Source organism: Kitasatospora sp. NPDC047058 (genome assembly GCF_040643935.1).
GTDB lineage: Bacteria > Actinomycetota > Actinomycetes > Streptomycetales > Streptomycetaceae > Kitasatospora.
The window spans coordinates 1-17,594 of sequence record NZ_JBEYVJ010000089.1 but is presented as its reverse complement, the minus strand read 5'-3'; the positions used below and the strand labels follow the sequence as shown (position 1 = coordinate 17,594).

The following is a 17,594-nucleotide window of genomic DNA, read 5'->3' as shown; positions in this document are numbered from 1 at the left end:
GGCCGCCCTCGCCCGGCCAGGAGCCCCATCGATGCAAGGAGTTCAGCAATGACCGCTTCCACCAGCCGGGACGCCGCGCGGCCGGGCCTGGTCCCGCACGGCTGGCTGCTCGACCGGATCTCCCTCTACCTCAAGCGGCCGGCCGAGAGCATCGACCCCGGCGTCCCGCTCGCCGAGTACGGCCTGGACTCGGTCGGCGCGCTCAGCCTCTGCGGCGACCTGGAGGACGAGTTCGGCCTGGAGGTGGAGCCGACCCTGATCTGGGACCACCCGACCCTGGAGAGCCTCACCGCCCACCTCGTCGAGCAGCCGGACGCGCTGCGCGGACGGTACTGATGGCCGGGCACGACCAGGCGGCCCGGCCGGACCAGGCGGCCCCGGACCCGCAGCCCGGACCGCCGCCGGAGCACGACCGGGACCTCGCCGTCGTCGGGCTGGACTGCGCCTTCCCCTCCGCCGTCGGAGCGGACGCCTACTGGGACCTGCTGATGCGCGGCGGGGAGGCCGTCGGCGAGGTGCCGGAGAGCCGCTGGACCGCCGACGACCTGCCCGCCGCCGTGCGCGACGCACACCGGACGGCGCTGCTGCGCGGCGGCTTCCTCGCCGACGTCGACCGCTTCGACAACGACTTCTTCGCGCTGGCCCCGCGCGAGGCCGCCGCCATGGACCCGCAGCAGCGGCTACTGCTGCAGTGCGCCTGGCGGGCCCTGGAGGACTCCGGCCGCTCGCCCGCCGACCTGGCCGGCACCGACACCGGGGTGTTCGTCGGGGTGATGGGCGGCGAGTGGGGCCGGCTGCGGATGGCCGACCCCGCGCAGGTCAGCCCGCAGCTCGGCGCCGGCAGCAGCGCCGGCATGACGGCGAACCGCATCTCGTACCACCTCAACCTGACCGGGCCGAGCCTGGCGGTGGACACCGCCTGCTCCTCCTCGCTGGTCGCCGTCCACCTGGCCGGCAACGCCCTGCTGTCCGGCGAGTGCGACACCGCGCTCGCCGGGGGCGTGAACCTGCTGCTCACCCCGGCGCTCGGGCTGGTCTACAGCCAGCTCGGGCTGGCCTCGCCCGACGGCCGCTGCAAGCCGTTCAGCGCCGACGCCGACGGCATCGGCCGCAGCGACGGCGTGGGCCTGGTCGTGCTGCGCCGGCTGGCCGACGCGGTGGCGGACGGCCAGCGGGTCTACGCCGTGATCAAGGGCACCGCCGTCAACCAGGACGGCCGCAGCAACGGCGTCACGGCGCCCAACCGCTGGTCGCAGCAGAAGGTGCTCCAGGCGGCCTACCGGCGGGCCGGGGTGACGCCCGGGGAGATCTCCTTCCTGGAGGCGCACGGCACCGGCACCGCGCTGGGCGACGCGATCGAGTGCGCGGCGCTGGGCGCGGTGCACGGGGTGGAGCGCGAACGGCCGTGCGCGATCGGCTCGGTGAAGGGGAACCTCGGGCACACCGAGGGCGCCGCCGGGATCGCCGGGCTGATCAAGACGGTGCTGGCCCTGCACCACCGGATCGTCCCGGCCAGCCGCTTCGCCGACCGCGAGAACCCCCGGCTGCGGCTCTCCGAGCGGGGGCTGCGGCTCCTCAAGTCCCCGCTGCGGCTGCCGCCGGGACCGGTGACGGCCGGGGTCAGCAGCTTCGGCATGGGCGGCACCAACGCGCACGCCGTCCTCGCCTCCGCACCCCGCACCGCCGCACGGGCCGGGACCCGGCAGAACGGCGCGGCCGGCGTGTTCACGATGACCGCCGACAGCCCGGAGGGGCTCGGCCGCAACCTCGCCGCCCAGGCCGAGGCGATCGCCCGGCGCCCGCGCGGCAGCGCGACGGCGCTGTGCCGGAGCAGCAACCGGGTGAAGACCGGGCTGCCGTACCGGTACGCCGTCACCGCCCGCGACACCGAGGAGCTGGCCGGCCGGCTGCGCCGGGCCGCCGAGGACGGCACCGGCGGGCACGCCCAGCGGCCGTGGACCAAGCCCGTGGTGGCCTTCCTGTTCACCGGCCAGGGCAGCCAGTTCCCGGCGATGACGGCCGGGCTGCACCGGGAGTCCGCCGTCTACCGGCGCCACCTGGCCGAGGCGGACGCGGCCCTGGCCCCATACGTCGGCGGCTCGATCCGGGACCTCGTGCTGCGTGGCGACGAGGCCGTCCGGGAGACCGGCCCCGCCCAGCCGGCCCTGTTCGCGGTCGGCTACGCGCTGGCCGCCACCCTCGGCGAGCTGGGCGTGCAGCCCGCGGCCGTGATCGGGCACAGCGTCGGCGAGTTCGCGGCGGCGGTGCTCGCCGGCGTGCTCGACCTCGGCCGGGCCGCCGAACTGGTCGCCACCCGCGCCTCCCTGATGCAGCAGCTGCCGGCCGGCGGCGGCATGCTGACGGTCCGGTCCGCGCCCGCCGGCCTGGCCGGGCTGCTCGCCGACCGGCCCGAGCTCACGGTCGCGGCGGTCAACGGCCCCGCCGACGTGGTGCTCTCCGGCCCGGTCGCCGCCCTGGAACACGCCGAGCGGGAGCTGGCCGGGAGCGGCGTCCGCACCTCCCGGATGGAGGTCTCGCACGCGTTCCACTCGCCGCGCATGGCCCCGGCCGTCGAGGCCTTCCGGACGGCGGCCGAGGCCGTCCGCCCGGGCGTGCCGCAGCTGCCGATCGCCTCCACCCGGTACGGCGGGATGCTCGGCGACCGCCCGATGGACGCCGACTACTGGGCCGGCCAGCTGGCCGAGCCGGTGCTGTTCGACGACGCGCTCGGCGCGCTGGTCGACGAGGTGGCGCCCACCCACCTGGTGGAGATCGGGCCGCGCCCGCACCTGCTGCAGCTCGCGGGCCGTTCCGGCCGCGCGGCCGGCACGGAGTTCCTGCACCCGTCGCCGGGCCCCGAGGCCACGGGCCGGGACCTCGCCGAGGTGGTGGCCGCGCTCTACCGGGCCGGGCTCGACCCGCAGTGGAGTGCGCTCTACCCGCCCGACCTGCCGGCGCCCGAGCGGCTGCGGCCGTACGTCTTCGCCACCGCGAACCGCTTCTGGGGCTGCGCCCCGGCCCACCGCGCCGCCCCGGTTCACGACGCCGCCCCGGCCCACCACTCCGCCCCGGCCCACCGCCCGGCGCCGGTACGGCCGGCGCCTGCGCCGGGCTCGCCGGTGGAGGACCCGGTGGTCGCGGTCGTGATCGAGGCCGTCCTGGAGGTCGGCGGCTACGCGCCGGAGCTGGTCTCGCCGACGGCCCGGTTCTACGAGGACCTGGGCTTCGACTCGGTGATGATCATGCAGCTCAAGGACGCCGTCGAGGCCCGGCTGCCGCAGGCCGGCGAGGTCTCGATCCACCAACTGCTGCCCGCCCTGCGGTCGGTGACCTCGCTGGCGGAACTCTACGGCGAACTGGTCACCGCCAGGGCGGCATAGCCCGGACGAGGGGAGAAGGAGCACACCATGACCCGAAACGACGACGCGAAGGCGGCCCACCTCGCCGCGGTCGGTACCGCCCTGCCCGGCGAGCCGGTGGACAACACCACCCTGGGCAGGCTGCTCGGCGTGAGCGAGGAGTGGATCGACATCTTCGTCGGCACCAGGGCCAGATACTTCGCCTGGGACCTGGAGACCGGTGAGGTCCGGCGGACCCTCGTCGACCTGTGCGCCGAGGCCGGCGCCCGGGCCCTGGAGTCGGCCGGGCTGGAGCCCGCCGACATCGAGTTCGTGGTGCTCTCCACCGCCACCCCCGACACCCTCCTGCCCACCACCGCGACCCAGGTCGCCGACCGGCTCGGCCTCGACCACCTGCCCGTCTTCCAGCTCCAGGCCGGCTGCTCCGGCGCCGTGCAGACCCTCGACCTCGGCCGGAGCCTGCTCGCGGGCGGCGCCGGCGCCGGCCTCGTGCTCGGCGGCGACGTGACCGCGCGCCACCTGGACGTCCGCCGCGACCCGGCCCGGATGCCCACCGAGGAACTGGTCAACTACGTGCTGTTCGGCGACGGCGCGGGCGCCGCCGTGCTCACCGCCGAGCCGCTCGGCGAGCGGCTCGCGCTGCGCGGCGTGCTCAACAGCTTCGCCGGACTGGGCCGCCCGGCCGGCCAGACGGTCGACTGGTACGGCGTCAGCGACCGGCTCTCCGAGCGGCCGATGCTCGCCGAGGACTACAAGGCCATCGAGGAGCGCGTCCCGGCGATGGCCGTGGAGATCTTCTGGGAGCTGCTCGACCGGGTCGGCTGGAGCACCGCCGACGTCGACCACCTGCTGCCGCCGCAGCTCTCCGAGCGGATGACCGCGCGCATCGTCGAGCACATGGCCGTCCCCTCCGCCCACGAGGTCAGCTGCGTCAGCGACACCGGCAACACCGGCAACGCCCTGCCGTTCCTGCAGCTCGAACGCCTGCTGCCGCAGTTCGGGACGGGTCAGCGCGCGATCGGGGTGACGGTCGAGTCCAGCAAGTGGATCAAGACCGGGTTCGCGCTGGAAAAGGTTTGAGGCGCCCCGTGACCCCACCACTCGACCGGCTCCGCGCCCTGCGGGCCGACGGCGGACTGGCCGCCGCGTACCCCGAGGTCCCGGGCCTGCTCGCCGACCTGCTCGACGACGCCGACCCGGCCCGCCGCACCGGCGACCTGTGCCGGGCCGGCCGGCTGCTCGCGGGCGCCGGCCCGGAGGCCGTCCTGCGGCACCACCCGGACACCCCCGTCCTCACCGTCGCCATCACCGGACAGTCCACCGTCGGCGAACTCGTCGACCCGCTCACCGCCGAACTCGCCCGGCACGGGCTGCTGCTGCGCCCGGTCCTCGGCGACTTCGGCGGCTACCTGCGCGACCTGACCGACCCGGCCGGACCCCTCCACCCCGCCGCGCCCGACCTCGCCCTGTGCCTGCTCGACGCCGAGACGGTGTTCGCCGAGGTCCCCACCCCGTGGCAGCCCGAGGACGTCGCCGACGCGGCCGCCCGGGTGCTCGGCCGGCTCGCCGGGCTGGCCGCCGAGTACCGGCGGATCTCGGCCGGCACCCTGGTGCTCAACACCGTGCCCCTGCTGCGCACCCACTCCCACCAGCTGGTGGACCACCGCTCCCGGGCCCGGCTCGGCGCCGTCTGGCGCGAGTTCAACGCCGGGCTGCTGCGGCTGGCCGAGGAGCACCCGGCGCTGGTCGTGATCGACCTGGACCCGCTCGTCGCGGACGGCGGGCCGGCCCACGACCCCCGGCTCGCCGCCTACGCCAAGGCCCGGCTGTCCGGACCGCTGCTCGCCGCCTACGCCCGGGAGATCGGCCACCTGGGCCGCGCCCTGCGCGGGAAGGCCCGCAAGTGCCTGGTGCTGGACCTCGACCAGACGCTGTGGGACGGGGTGCTGGCGGAGGACGGCCCCGACGGCGTCGCGGCCGCCGGCACCCTGCGCGGCGAGGCCTTCGGCGGCTTCCAGCGCCACGTCCGCCAGCTCGCCTCCCAGGGCGTGCTGCTCGCGGTGAGCAGCAAGAACGACCGGGCGCAGGTGCTGGAGACGCTCCGCGACCACCCCGACCTGGTGCTGCGCGAGCCGGACTTCGTCCGGGTGAACGCCGACTGGTCGGACAAGGCGGGCCACCTGCTCGACATCGCCGACGCGCTCGGCCTCGCCCCGGATGCCCTGGTCTTCGCCGACGACTCACCGGCCGAGCGGGCCCGGGTGCGGCACGGCGTGCCGGGGGCCGTGGTGCTGCCGCTCGACGAGGAGCCGGCGCTGCACCCCGTACGGCTGCTCGCGGACGGCTGGTTCGACGTGCCCCGGCTCACCGAGGAGGACCGCGACCGCACCGCGCAGTACCGGACGGAGGGGGAGCGGCGCCGGCTGCGCGAGGGCAGCGGCTCGTTCGAGGAGTTCCTGGCCGGGCTGGGCGTCACCGTGGAGGTCTCCCCGCCGGCCCCGCACGAGTACCCGCGGCTGGCCCAGCTCACCCAGCGCACCAACCAGTTCAACCTGACCGGGCTGCGGCTCCAGCCCGCCGAGCCGGCCCGGCTCGCGGCCGACCCCGGGCGGCTTGTGCTGGCCGTCCGGTCGGCCGACCGGTTCGGCCCCAACGGGCTGGTCGGCGCGGTCCTCGGCCGCCGTGCCGACAACCGGCTGCTGCTGGAAAACGTCTGGCTCAGTTGCCGGGTGCTCACCCGGGGCATCGAGCAGGCCTGCCTCGCCGCCCTGCTGGCCCACGCCGCCGCCACCGGGCTGCGCGCCGTGGACGCCCGGTACCGGCCGACCGCCAGAAACCGACGGGCGCGGGACTTCTACCCCGCGCTCGGCTTTACCGAGATCGCCCGTGAAGGGGACCAGGTGTACTACCGCCACGACCTGACGGAGTGTCCGGACACTCCCGGTCACATCCGCCTCGACCTGCGAGTGGAGGGGACGGCCCATGCGTGAGACCGACAGCCTGGAGGCGTTCCTGCAGCTGGTCGGCGAGGAGCTGGACCTCGCGGTCGGTGCCGGGGACGCCGACCGCGACCTCGCCGACCTGCCGGGCTGGGACTCGATGAACCTGCTGCGGCTGGTCACCCTGCTGGAGGCGGAGACCGGCCGCAGGCTCCCCGTCCACGCCGTCCTGGAGGCGCGCAGCCTCGCGGAGATCCACTCAGTTCTGGAGCGACAGGCATGACCGACCCCGGAAACTCCACGCTCGGGCCGCCCGTCGGCCGGCCCATGCAGGTGGTCGCACGCGGCGAGGTCTGGGACGCGGTGCGCGCCGACCTGGCCGCGTACGGCACCGCCGTGGTCCACGCCGACCTCGCCGACCTGGAGCCCGACCTGCCGACCGGGGACGAACTGCGCGCGCTGCTCGGCCGGGACTGGTCGCGCTACCTGGACCTCGCCCACCCCGAGGTCCGGCACCGGTACGCGGCGTCCAGGGTGCTGCTCAAGCTCGCGGCGGGCGCGGTCCTGAACGGCGACCCGAACGCCCTGGAGCTGGCGTACGGGCCGACCGGCCGGCCGTACCTGCGCGGCTGCGACCAGGTGGACATCAGCCTCAGCCACACCGACGACCTGCTGCTCGTGGGCATCACCACCCGCGGCCTGATCGGGGTGGACGCGGAGCGCGCCGACCGCCCGATGTACCAGCGCGGCCTGGGCCGCCACGTGTGCACCCCGTACGAGCTGGTGACGCTGGCCGCCCAGCCCGAGGAGGAGCGCAACCCGGCCCTGGTGCGGCTGTGGACCCTCAAGGAGGCCTACAGCAAGGCGATCGGGCAGGGCATGCAGTTCAGCTTCACCGAGTTCGGCTTCGGCCCGGACGGCCGGCCGGTCCGGGTGCAGCGCCCCGACGGCAGCACCGGCACCGGCGACGAGTGGGGCTTCCACACCTTCGTGCTGGACAGCGGCTACTGCATCAGCGTGGCGGTGTACGACGCGGGCTTCGGCACCATCGGAGACATGGATATGACAACGATGCTCGACCAGGACTGCGTGGACGCGATCGAGGGGGCGCTGCGGAACGGGGGCGGCGGGAGGCGGGCGTGACACCGCCCGGCACCGGGTCAGCCCGGGGGTCCCGGCTGCGGCTGCTGCTCGGCGGCCGCCGTCGCCGGCCCCTTCCCCAGCAGGCCCGCCATCGCCACGTTGTACCCGGCCTGGAAGCGGCTGGTGGCCTCCAGCTCCTCGGTGATCTCGGATATGTGACGCCGGCAGGTGCGCACCGACATGCCGAGCCGCCGCGCCACCATCTCGTCCTTGTAGCCCCGGGCCATCAGCCGGATGATCGACTGCTTGAGGTCGTCGGTGGTCGGCGTGGCCTTCGGGGTGTCGTAGACGAACGGGGTCGCGCTGTCCCACAGGTGCTCGAACACCGCGCACACGAAGGCCACCAGGGTCGGCTCGCGGACGATGGCGGCGCCGGTCGCCTCCTCGTCGTCCTCGGTGCGCACCGGCAGGAACACCGTCTCGCGGTCGTAGATGAGCATCCGGTCGATCACCTGGTCCGCGGTGCGGATCTCGGCGCCGAGCGCGGTGACGTCCCGGACGTACGCCTTGGTCGCGAGGTCGCTGCGGGCGGTGTGCTGGTAGATGGTGTGCATCCGCACCCCGCGCTCCAGCATGCCCTCGGCGGACTTCCGTGCGGCCGGCAGCAGGGTGGAGGGGCGGGCGCCGCCCGGCTGGACGGTGAGCACCTCCTTGCGGCAGGTCTGCCCGAGGTGGTCGAGCATGTTCTGGATCGCGTCGACGTCGGTGACCACGTCGAAGGCCTCGAACCGGTTCCGCAGCCGGCGTCCCTCGAAGTACAGGGGGGTGAGTGACAGCAACTTGCCACGTACGTCGGTGACCGCTTGCATCAGGTCGCGGATCTGGTGTTCCGCCGGACCGACCAGATCGGCGGCCGCGACGTCCGGACTGACCGGGGCCAGCACGTTCGGATCGCCGGGCCTGGGCTGCAGCAGGTGCATCAGCCGGAGGACCTGCTCGATGCGCTTGACCTCGGCTTCGTCCAGTTTCAGCAGGGTGGCGATGGCTTCCCGGTCGAACCGCCCTAACTCGACGGCGTGTCCGTAGGCGCTCGCACTCAGGTCGTCGAGTTCGGCGAATCCGGTCTGAAACTGTGGGTGTCCGAACACTCAGAGGCCCCCGTCGGAGTGCGAAGTTCCTGCCATGCAACTTTACGCCATCGAGATCCGCTCGGACCTGGCCATGCCAGCGCGGCAGAGTAGGGCCCCGAGGCAAGCCGTCACAGGCTGCGGGGCCCGCTGCTTGCCGGACTGACCGACCTGTTCCGACTGCTTGGGGGATCACGATGAAGGACTCGACCATCAGGCTGCGGCTGGCTGCCAAGAGTGCGCTGCTCGCCGTGGGTGTCGCCACACTGCTCGGGCTCGGCCACGCCACTGCTTCCGGCGCCGGTCTCACCAACATCGACGACGACCGCTGGGGCATCACCACGCCGATACAGCCCGTTGTTCACAGCAACCACTTCGGGCTCAACAAGGAACTTCTCATCAAGGCCGCCGACGACCGCCTCGCCGGCGCCAAGGTCACCGTCGTGCGCGAGGACGACGACCGCTGGGGCTGATCCTCCGACACACAGTCGTCGGACAAGGCGGAACACGACCGTCGGACAGGCGGACCGGCCGGGGGCGCGCGGAGTGACCGCGCCCCCGGCCGGCCTGGTCACCGGACGCCCGACGGCAGGTGGCGGCCGGCGTCCGCCGGGTTCCCGGGCTGACGGGCCGGCAGGGCGATCGCGGTGAGCAGCACCCCGCCGGACGTCCCGAACCGCCCGTCGAACCAGGTCGGTGCACCGGTGGCGCGGACCTCCCGGTCCAGCAGCAGATGGGCCCGGAACGACCGCGCCTCCGGATCCACGGTCACGATGGCGTCCTCGAAGCCGAGTTCCCGGCCCATCAGCGGGTACCACGTCTTGTAGACGGATTCCTTGATGCTGAACAGCAGCCGGTCCCAGGCCACGTCCGCGGCCGACCAGCGCAGCCGCTGGATCCAGGCGCGCTCCTCCGGGTGCGAGATCGAGTCCAGGACCCGGTCCGGCAGCGGCGCGTTCGGCTCGGCGTCGATGCCGATCGCGGAGACCTCCGAGCGCGGGGCCAGCACCGCGGCCCGGTAGCCCGTGCAGTGCGTCATGCTGCCCACCAGCTGCTCCGGCCACTGCGGCGCGCCCCGGCGGCCGGGCAGGACCGGCACCGCGGGCAGGCCCAGCCGGCCGAGCGCCTCGCGCGCGCACCAGCGGACCGTCGTGAACTCGCGCTGCCGGCCGACCACCGCGTTGCGGACCTGGTGGGCCTCCTCGGGGAAGAGCGCGATCTCCCGGTCGACGGTGGACTCGACGGCAACGGCCGCGGCGGGCAACAGCGTGCTGATCACGATATCCTCCGAGCACCTCGACGTGGGGTGCCCCCAGCCTCGCTCCGGCGCTCCCGCCGCCGCCAGCCGCCACCGGCCCGCCCGCCCGCGCGGCCCCCGCCACCGGCCGCGGCCTCCCAGCCGACTGCTATCCGGAGCCCTGTCCGCCGCCGCCCAGCCGGTGCCCTGCCAGCCGCCCCGGCACGCTTGCCATGCGGTTGCCATAAGGGGTCGGCAGGGGTGTCCGCCGGCGCCCCGCGGCCCGTAGCCTCGCCCCATGCCGCACGGACAGCTCATGGGGATCAGCGACCTGCACGTGGCGCACCGGGAGAACCGCGAGCTCGTCGAGGCGCTCCACCCCGACAGCGCCGCGGACTGGCTGGTCGTCGCCGGCGACGTGGGCGAGCTCTTCCCGGACGTCGAGTGGGCGCTCTCCGTGCTCAGCGGCCGCTACGCGCGCGTGATCTGGGTCCCCGGCAACCACGACCTGTGGACCACCCCCGGCGATCCCGTCCAACTGCGCGGCGAGGCCCGCTACCGGCGGCTCGTCGACCTCTGCCGCTCCCTCGGCGTCCTCACCCCCGAGGACCCCTACCCGGTCTGGTGCGGTCCGGGCGGACCCCTGGTGATCGCCCCGCTCTTCGTCCTCTACGACCACACCTTCCGCACCCCCACCGCGGCGACCAAGGCGCAGGCCCTCGCCCAGGCGCACGAGGCCGGCATCGTCTGCACCGACGAGTACCTGCTGCACCCCGACCCGCACCCCTCCCGGGACGCCTGGTGCCGGGCCCGGGTGGCGGAGAGCGAGCGCCGGCTGGCCGACTGCGACCCGGAGCTGCGCACCGTCCTGGTCAACCACTACCCCCTGGTCCGGGAGCCCACCAGGATCCTGCGCCACCCCGAGTTCGCCCAGTGGTGCGGCACCGAGCGCACCGCCGACTGGCACCTCAGGTTCCGCGCGGCCGCCACCGTCTACGGCCACCTGCACGTGCCCCGCACCAGCTGGCACGACGGCGTCCGGTTCGAGGAGGTGTCGGTCGGCTACCCGCGCGAGTGGCGGGCCCGGACCCGCCCCCGGGACGTCCCCCGCCCGATCTTCCGGGCCCGGTGAGGCCGCCGGACCGCCCCCGCCCGGCACCTGCTCCGGCGTCAGGGAAGTTGTTGCCGTGCAACTTCCGGTCGGCATCCGGCCCCCCGGCCGGGCGGTCCGTGCTGCTTAGACTCAAAACCGCCGGCGGATCGATGTCCGGGTGGCAAGTCTCTACCGTGCCCGCGACGTTCCGGCGATCGCCGTGAGGCGGGCGCGCTGACCGCGACGCGGACGAAGCCGGGGGCCCTGAAGTGCTGATCGACCGTGAACGAGAACTGGCCGTACTGGACTCCGCGCTCGCGGACTGCCTGCAGGGAAAGCCCGGAGTCGTCCTGATCGAGGGCGCGGTCGGCTGCGGGAAGAGCGAACTCGTCGAGACGGTCGCCGAACGCGCCGCCGCCTCCGGCGCCGTGGTGCTGCGCGCCATCGGCACCGCCGTCGAACACGGCCTCCCGCTGGGCGTGCTCGGCCAGTTGCTCGCCGCCGCCCCGGCCGGGACCCTGCCCGACCCGGCCGCCGCACCGGACCCGTCCCGGATCGACGTGATGCAGTCCCTGTGCGCCGCCGTGCACCGGCTCGCCGAGACCGCTCCGGTGGTCATCTGCGTCGACGACCTGCACCACATCGACGACCTCTCCTGCCAGTACCTGCTCCACCTGGTCCGCCGCACCCGGGCCGCCCGCGTCCTGCTGGTCTGCACCGAGTCGGTCCACGAGCGCGGCGACGACCCCGTCTACGGCACCGAACTGCTGCGCCAGCGCAGCTTCGTCCGGATCCGGGCCGAGCGGCTGCGCCCCGAGGCGGTGGCCCGGCTGGCCGCCGCCGAGGCGGCCGACGGCAGGACCCCGCCGGCCACCGACGCCGCCGGCGGCAACCCGCTGCTGCTGCGCGCCCTGTTCGAGGAGCACCGGGCCGGCGGCCACGCCCCCGAGCTCGGCGGCGCCTTCACCCAGGCCGTCCTCGCCTGCCTGCACCGCTGCGGCCCGGCCGCGCGCCGCCTCGCCGAGGTGCTCGCCGTCCTCGGCGAGCTCGGCTCCCGCCCGCTCGCCGTCCGCCTGCTCGGCAGCACCGACGGCGCGGTCGTCCGGGGCAGTGCCGCCCTCGACGCGGCCGGCATCCTGGACGGCTACCGCTTCCGCCACGCCGTCGCCCGCCAGGCGGTGCTCGACCGGATGGACCCGGAGGACCGGATTGCCCTGCACCGCCGCGCCGCCGAACTCGCCCACCGCGACGGCGCCCCGACCGCCGCCGTGGCCGCCCAGCTGCTTGCCGTCGGCCCCACCGACCTGCCGTGGGCGGTGACGGTGCTCGCCACCGCCGCCGAGCAGCTGCTCGCCGACGGCGCGACCGGCCGGGCCGCCGCCTGCCTCGAACTCGCCTGCCGCGGCCGGGCCGACGACGGGCAGCGCGCCCAGTTCCGCACCAAGCTCGCCGCCATCACCTGGCGGACCAACCCCAGCGCCGCCGAGCGCGGCCTCGCCGGACCGCTGGAGACCCTGCAGGCCGGCCGGCTCGGCCCCGCCCGGCTCGGACCGCTCGCCCGGCTGCTCACCGAGCAGGGCCGGATCGACGAGGCCGGCCAGGCCCTGGAGCGGCTGGCCGCCGGCCGCGAGGCCGAACGCACCGGCCGGCCCGCCCGGCTCGGCCGCGGCGCCGACCCGCTCGACGGCCTCTCGGCCTTCCCCTGGTGGGCCGGCCCGGCCCAGCCGGGCACGGGCACCCGGACCGGCGAACCGCAGCCGGCCCGGATCCCGGCCCCCGCCACCCTGTGGGCGATCCCCGAGTACGCGGCGGACGGCGTGGCCGCCGTCGCGGCCGAGACCTTCCTGCGCGGCGCCACCCTCGGCGCCGGCACCGCCGCCCCGATCGTGCAGGCCATCCGGGCCCTGCTGGCCACCGACGGCCCGTCCCGGGTGCTGCCCTGGTGTCAGGTGTTCGTGGAGGAGGCCGTCCGGCGCGGCGCCCCCGGCTGGCAGACCGCCTTCACCGCCCTGCACGCCGAGGCCCTGCTGCGGCAGGGCGACCTGACCGGCGCCCAGCAGCAGGCCGAGGCCGCCCTGGACCTGCTGCCGGAACGCGGCGGCAGCGCCTTCGCCGGGGGCGTGGCGGCCACCCTGATCCGCGCCGCCACCGCGGCCGGCCGCCACGACACCGCCGCCCGCGAACTCGGCCGCCCGCTGCCCGAGGGCCTGGCCGGCAGCATCCACGGCATCGCCTACCTCCGCGCCCGCGGCCAGTACCACCTCGCCACCCACCGCTTCCACGCCGCACTCGGCGACTTCCTCGACATCGGCCGCAGCCTCAAGCGCTGGGGCCTGGACCGGCCGCTGCTGATGCCCTGGCGCACCGGCGCGGCCGAGGCGCTGATCCGGCTCGGCGAGGCCCCGCAGGCCACCCGCTTCCTCGCCGACCAGCTCGCCCACCGGGACGCCGCCCACCCGTGGATCTCCGGCCTCACCCTGCGCGTGCGGGCGTCGCTGTGCGAGCCCCGCGAGCGGCACGCACTGCTCGCCCGCGCGGTCGACGACCTGCACGACTCCGAGGACCGCTACGAACTCGCCCGGGCGCTGGCCGACTTCGCCCGGGTGCTGAAGGAACTCGGCGACGGCAACCGGGCCGACATGGTCGACCGGCGGGCCTGGCAGTTCGCCAAGGAGTGCGGCGCCGACGCCCTCTGCGAGCAGATCGCCCCCGGCCTCGGCCAGGCCGGCGGACCGTCCGAGGACACCCGGTCCGGCGGCGTCGACCTCGCCGAACTCCACGCCAGGCTCAGCGACTCGGAGAAGCGGGTGGCGATGCTCGCGGTGCACGGCCACACCAACCGCGAGATCGCGATGAAGCTCTACATCACCGTCAGCACCGTCGAGCAGCACCTCACCCGGGTCTACCGCAAGCTCAACATCACCCGCCGTCAGGAGCTGCCCGCCGAGCTCCACCTGCTCGGCTCGGGTGGCCGGGTGTGACGGTTCGGCGAACCGCATGGCAGGAGTCTGGCAATCCGGTGAACACACCGCGCCGGGGATGATAGGAATCAGTCGGTCACGGTGCGCCGGCCGGGGAAATCCCCGGGCCCGCGCCCGCCGCCGTTGCCGAACCAGCCGTCTGCCGGAGAGGCTCGGTGCGATGCCGCGCCTACCCACGGAGACGCCATGACGACGCAGCCCATGCCACCGGACGCGGTCCTGCCCGAGGTGCTGCGCACCGACATGCTGGCCCGGGTCGAGGAGCGGATGCGCGGCCTGCTGCACGCCGAGCAGGCCCGGTGCCGGGCCGTCGACCCCCGCGCCGCGGGCATGGTGGAGGCCCTCGCGGACGTGATCACCGCCGGCGGCGAGCGGATCCGGCCCACCGTCCTACTCACCGGCTACCTCGCGGCCGGCGGCGACCCGGCGGACGGGCCCGCCGTCGATGCGGCGGTCGCCCTCGAACTCCTCGACACCTGCTACCTGATCCGTCGTGACGTCCGGGAGAACGCCCTGCTGCGGCACGGCGCCCCCACCCTGCATGTCCGGCACGCCGCCGAGCACGAGCGCAACGGCTGGGGCGGCGACGCCCGCGGGTTCGGCGTCGGCATGGCCTCCCTCGTCGGCGACCTGGCGACGGCCCTCGCCGACCGGCTCGCCGCCGACCTGCCGGACGCCGCCCGGCAGGTCTGGCACGACCTGCGGATCGGCCGGCTGGGCGGCAGCTACGTCGACTCCGCGCTCTCCAGCCGCTACCTGGCAGACCCGTGGCCGGCCGGCTGCCTCGTCGGCTGCGCCCGCGGCTGCGGCAGCGGCTGGTACGCGCTCCAGCACCCGCTGCTGATGGGCGCCGCCCTGGCGGGCCGCGGCGACCTCGCGGTGGTCTACCAGGACTACGCCCGCCTGCTGCACGCCGCCTGGCGGGTGCGCGGCTTCCTCAGCGGCGGCGGGGACCGCGACTGGTACGGCGACCTGCTGCGGGACGTGCTCCTGGTCGCGGAGGACCGCGACCGCGCCGAGCGCACCATCGCCCACCTGCTCGGCCGCACCCGCCGGATCGTCGCCGCCGCCCCGTTCTCCCAGCTCTGGCGCACCGAACTCACCGCCCTGGCCACCCGCCTGGCCTCCACCCGGGCCTGACCGGGGCCTCCGGCCCGTCCGGGCTCAGAGCGTGCGCGGGGTGCCCGGGCGGAGGGTGGTGAGCCAGCTGCGCAGGGCCTCCTTGCGGACGTCGCCGCGGTCGTCCCGGGGCAGCGCCCGGGCCAGCTCCAGCCGGGTGGGCAGGAAGCCCGCGCCGACGCCCCGGGCCGCGAGGTGCTCGCGCAGCTCGACCAGGCCGGGCGGCTCCGCCTCCGTCGTCGGGACGACCACCGCGCACGGCAGCTCCCCGTGCTCCTGGTGCAGGTAGTCGACGACCGCCGCCTCCGCCACCCGGGGGTGGGTCAGCAGGGCCTCCTCGACCTCCGCCGTCGGCACCATGAAGATGGCGCCCGCCCGCTCGCCGGCCCGGGCCAGCACCTCGACCCCGCCGAGGCCGTCCGCACGGCCCAGGTCCCCGGTGTCCAGCCAGCCGTCCTGCTCCCAGGGGACGACCGGGGCCGGGTCGCCGTGCCGCCACACCGCCACGGCCACCGAAGGCCCGCGCACCAGCAGCGGAGCCGGCTCCCGCGCGCCCGCCGGACAGGCCGCGCCCGGCAGGACGGAGAGCTCCAGCCCCGGCAGCGGGCGCCCGTCGCTCTCGCCGGCGCGCTCGGCGGGCGTCTCGCCGCGGGCGACCGTGCCCAGGCCCACCTCCGGCGACCCCCACACCGCGTGCACCGGCGCGCCGAGGGCCGTCGGAAGCTCGGCCAGCAGCGGCGCGGAGGTGCGGGTGCGCCCGCCGGACAGCGCCAGGTTCAGCGACTCCAGCGGCCGGGGCCGCTCCCGCTGCGCCGACAGCACCTCCGACCAGTGGTCCGGCCCCGCGTACGCCAGGGTGACTCCGGCCTCGGCCATCAGGTCCAGGCAGGTGTTCGGGTCCCAGACGTCCTGGAAGACGGCGGTGCCGCCGAGCGCGACCGGCCAGTAGACGGTGAACAGCAGCGAGGCCAGCGAGGTGAGCGGCAGCGAGGAGTAGATCACCTCGCCGCGCTCCGGCCCCGGACCGGCGGCCGGGCGGCGGGGGACGATGTTCGCGTAGAGGGTGTTGGGGGTGTGCAGGGTGGTGGCGTAGCGGTCGCCCAGGCCCATCACCGTGACCATCAGGCCGATCCGGTCGGCCCGGCCGGCGTCCGCCCCCAGGCCCTCGCCGTGGCGCCCGCGCTCGTGCGGGACGCGCCGGAAGTATCCGTGGAAGTCCAGCGCCCCGGTCGCCGCGGCGTCCCCCAGGACGACCCGCTGGCGCAGCCAGGGCAGCCGCGGGGCCATCTCGGCCAGGGCCTCCGCGTGCTCGAAGCCCTCCCACCGGTCGGGCACCACGCACACCCGGGCCCGGGAGGCGGCCAGGATCCGCTCCAGCCCGTGCGCCCGCACGGCCGGGAGCACCGGGACGGCCGGGGTGCCGGCCCGCAGGCAGGCCAGCACCAGGGCGGCGGTCTCCCACCGGCTGGGCAGCTGGACGGCGACCGGGTCGCCCTCGGCGAGCCCGAGCGAGCGCAGCGCGGCCGCGAACCGGTCGACCGTGTGCGCCAGCCGGCCGTAGCCGATGGTGACCGTGCGGTGCCCGGCGGCCCGGTGACGGCGGTGGGCGACGATCGCGGGCCGTTCGGGGTCGAGCGCGGCCGTCCGGTACAGGTCGTGCAGGAAGGTCTCGTCACGCCACCACCCGGCCGCGCGGAACCGGGCGGCCACGTCCTCCGGCGGGCGGATCGCGGCCGACGCCCCGGGGGCCGGCGCCTGCCCCGGGTCCTGCGCGGGCGGCGGGGACCGGTCCGGCCGCCGGTCCCCGGTCACGGCCATCGGCCCACCGACCAGGCGACCTGCACCCGGGAGGTGCAGCCGAGCCGGCGCATCACCTCGCGCACGTGGTTGACCACCGTCCACTCCGAGATCTTCAGCCGGGCCGCGATCTGCCGGTTGGTCAGCCCCTCGGCGATCAGCATCGCGACCTGCACCTGCCGCGGCGTCAGCGGCTGCCGCGCGGGCCCGTCGGGACCGCCGGGACCGTCAGGACCGGCCCCGGCCGCGGGTACGGGGGCGGCGAGCGCCTCCAGCACCGCACCGGCCGGGGTGAGCCGGCGGCCCTCGTCCCGGGCGGTGGCGAAGTCCGCCGGGCTCAGCCGGGCGCGCAGCGTGGCGGTCAGCTCCGCCAGCTCCGCCCGCCGCGCCTCGTCCGGGCGGCTGCCGAGCGCCCGCCGCTGCGCCTCGGCGGCGGCGGACAGCCGGAGCGCCCGGGGCTGCTGGTGCGCGGCGGTGCGGGCCAGCAGCAGGGCGAACTGCTCCAGCGTGCCCGGTAGTTCGGTCCGCTCGCCGAGCTCGTCGGCGACCCGCAGGCTCTCCCGCAGCGCGCCGTCCGCCGCCGCCGGGTCGCCCGCCTCCGCGGCGGCGGCCGCGCGCTCGCGCAGGGCGTCGGCGACGCCCCGGCTGTGCCGCAGCCGGCGGTGCGCGGCCAGGCCCTCCTCCAGCAGGCCGGCGGCCTTGCGCTGTTCGCCCCGGGCGCGCAGCACCCGGGCCAGTTCGACGGTGGCCTCGGCGGCCAGGTGCGCGGCGCCCAGCGAGACGAGCACCTCGCGGGCGGGGGCGAGCGCGGCCTCGGCGGCGGCGTGGTCGCCGAGCCGCAGCAGTGCGGCGCCGAGCC

At 75.9% G+C, this 17,594-nt stretch carries 14 protein-coding genes; 10 read left to right on the top strand and 4 right to left on the bottom strand.

The annotated features are described in order from the left end of the window. The first annotated feature begins 48 nt into the window (after window positions 1-48). The 6 genes from ABZ885_RS16410 to ABZ885_RS16385 are packed head-to-tail and all read left to right on the top strand — an operon-like array spanning window position 49 to window position 7,441. Window positions 49-336 carry an acyl carrier protein gene (locus tag ABZ885_RS16410; protein WP_360188226.1) on the top strand — a complete coding sequence of 96 codons (288 nt, stop codon included), beginning with the start codon at window positions 49-51 and terminating at the stop codon, window positions 334-336. Further along, the gene (locus ABZ885_RS16405) at window positions 336-3,380 is read left to right on the top strand and encodes a beta-ketoacyl synthase N-terminal-like domain-containing protein (RefSeq protein ID WP_360188224.1); all 3,045 of its coding nucleotides are present in this window, start codon (window positions 336-338) and stop codon (window positions 3,378-3,380) included. The genes ABZ885_RS16410 and ABZ885_RS16405 overlap by 1 nt, the downstream gene beginning before the upstream one ends. Window positions 3,381-3,407: 27 nt before the next feature. After that, entirely contained in the window at window positions 3,408-4,439 is a 1,032-nt protein-coding gene (locus ABZ885_RS16400; protein ID WP_360188223.1) for a 3-oxoacyl-ACP synthase III family protein, read from the top strand. An 8-nt stretch (window positions 4,440-4,447) separates the two neighbouring features. Beyond that, complete coding sequence (locus ABZ885_RS16395) at window positions 4,448-6,349, top strand: HAD-IIIC family phosphatase (RefSeq protein WP_360188221.1); 1,902 nt, start codon at window positions 4,448-4,450, stop codon at window positions 6,347-6,349. Further along, the gene (locus ABZ885_RS16390) at window positions 6,342-6,581 is read left to right on the top strand and encodes an acyl carrier protein (protein ID WP_360188219.1); all 240 of its coding nucleotides are present in this window, start codon (window positions 6,342-6,344) and stop codon (window positions 6,579-6,581) included. Before ABZ885_RS16395 ends, ABZ885_RS16390 begins: the two co-directional genes overlap by 8 nt. Next, window positions 6,578-7,441 carry a 4'-phosphopantetheinyl transferase superfamily protein gene (locus tag ABZ885_RS16385; protein ID WP_360188217.1) on the top strand — a complete coding sequence of 288 codons (864 nt, stop codon included), beginning with the start codon at window positions 6,578-6,580 and terminating at the stop codon, window positions 7,439-7,441. The genes ABZ885_RS16390 and ABZ885_RS16385 overlap by 4 nt, the downstream gene beginning before the upstream one ends. Before the next feature lie 17 nt (window positions 7,442-7,458). On the opposite strand, the gene ABZ885_RS16380 is transcribed toward ABZ885_RS16385, so the two are convergent. Then, a complete protein-coding gene (locus tag ABZ885_RS16380; RefSeq protein WP_360188215.1) occupies window positions 7,459-8,529 on the bottom strand; it encodes a helix-turn-helix transcriptional regulator in 1,071 nt (356 codons plus the stop codon). 176 nt (window positions 8,530-8,705) lie between these two features. Between ABZ885_RS16380 and ABZ885_RS16375 the strand changes: the two genes are divergently transcribed. Continuing rightward, entirely contained in the window at window positions 8,706-8,981 is a 276-nt protein-coding gene (locus tag ABZ885_RS16375) for a hypothetical protein (protein WP_360188214.1), read from the top strand. A gap of 98 nt (window positions 8,982-9,079) precedes the next feature. Here the strand turns inward: ABZ885_RS16375 and ABZ885_RS16370 are convergent, their stop codons facing one another. Continuing rightward, entirely contained in the window at window positions 9,080-9,787 is a 708-nt protein-coding gene (locus tag ABZ885_RS16370; RefSeq protein ID WP_360188212.1) for a 4'-phosphopantetheinyl transferase superfamily protein, read from the bottom strand. A 256-nt stretch (window positions 9,788-10,043) separates the two neighbouring features. On the opposite strand from ABZ885_RS16370, the gene ABZ885_RS16365 reads away from it, so the two are divergent. From ABZ885_RS16365 to ABZ885_RS16355, 3 genes are all read left to right on the top strand, one after another. After that, the gene (locus ABZ885_RS16365; RefSeq protein WP_360188210.1) at window positions 10,044-10,877 is read left to right on the top strand and encodes a metallophosphoesterase; all 834 of its coding nucleotides are present in this window, start codon (window positions 10,044-10,046) and stop codon (window positions 10,875-10,877) included. A gap of 230 nt (window positions 10,878-11,107) precedes the next feature. Next, window positions 11,108-13,819: an AAA family ATPase gene (locus tag ABZ885_RS16360; RefSeq protein WP_360188208.1), complete on the top strand. Its 2,712-nt coding sequence runs from the start codon at window positions 11,108-11,110 to the stop codon at window positions 13,817-13,819. Window positions 13,820-14,005: 186 nt separating this feature from the next. Next, window positions 14,006-14,959 (top strand): polyprenyl synthetase family protein, encoded by a 954-nt coding sequence (locus tag ABZ885_RS16355; protein WP_360188206.1) that lies wholly within the window; start codon window positions 14,006-14,008, stop codon window positions 14,957-14,959. Window positions 14,960-14,983: 24 nt separating this feature from the next. Here ABZ885_RS16355 and ABZ885_RS16350 read toward each other — a convergent pair whose 3' ends face one another. Both ABZ885_RS16350 and ABZ885_RS16345 read right to left on the bottom strand, forming a co-directional pair. Beyond that, window positions 14,984-16,756 carry an AMP-binding protein gene (locus ABZ885_RS16350; protein WP_360188204.1) on the bottom strand — a complete coding sequence of 591 codons (1,773 nt, stop codon included), beginning with the start codon at window positions 16,754-16,756 and terminating at the stop codon, window positions 14,984-14,986. Continuing rightward, window positions 16,747-17,594: helix-turn-helix transcriptional regulator (locus ABZ885_RS16345; protein WP_360188202.1), on the bottom strand; the 848-nt coding region annotated here is incomplete at its 5' end. The genes ABZ885_RS16345 and ABZ885_RS16350, both read right to left, overlap by 10 nt.